The following is a 717-nucleotide window of genomic DNA, read 5'->3' as shown; positions in this document are numbered from 1 at the left end:
GTCCTGGTACGGCGTCCCATTCAGCGGACCGTCGGCGACGGGCACGGTGACGTTCTACAGCAACGGCACGGCGATCGGCACGGCGAACGTGGTCAATGGCGTGGCGACGCTGACAACGGATGGTCTGGCGCTCGGCACGGACAGTCTCACGGCGAGCTACTCGGGCGATGCGAACTTCACGGCCGCTACCTCGACCACACTCTCGCAGCAGATCGTGGCCTCGACCCAGGTCGTGCGAACGACGACGACGCTGAGCGCATCGCAGCCCACCGTCAGTTACGGCACCGGCCTGACGCTGACAGCGTCCGTGCAGGCCAATACCAATCAGGCCGAGGTACCTGGCGGTACGGTCAGCTTCTATAACGGCGCCACCCTGCTGGGCACCGCGGCACTCGTGGATGGCGAGGCGAACCTGACGGTGAGCCAGTTGCCGGTGGGCACGGATTCGCTGACCGCAGTCTACAGTGGCGACACGCAGAACGCGACGAGCGTATCGAGCCTGAACCAGACGGTCACGCAGTCGCCGACTTCGACGACGCTGACGGCATCGGCCACGAACGTGACGCAGGGTACGGCGGTGACGCTGACGGCGAACGTGGCGGGGGCGGCGCCCAGCGGGCTGGTGACGTTCTTCAGCGGTATGACGCTGCTGGGCACGGCTACCGTGGTCGACGGCGTGGCGACGCTGGTGACGGACTGCCTGCCGGCGGGTGCGGA

At 67.4% G+C, this 717-nt stretch carries 1 protein-coding gene; it reads left to right on the top strand.

The features are described from left to right. Window positions 1–46: 46 nt before the first annotated feature. On the top strand, window positions 47–717 hold a 671-nt coding region (locus GQ56_RS0139000; protein ID WP_235212846.1), incomplete at its 3' end, for an Ig-like domain-containing protein.

Origin of the sequence: Burkholderia paludis, assembly GCF_000732615.1 — a bacterium.
Taxonomy (GTDB): Bacteria; Pseudomonadota; Gammaproteobacteria; order Burkholderiales; family Burkholderiaceae; genus Burkholderia; species Burkholderia paludis.
Note: the sequence above shows the minus strand (reverse complement) of the source record. Positions and strands in the feature narration are given on the sequence as shown.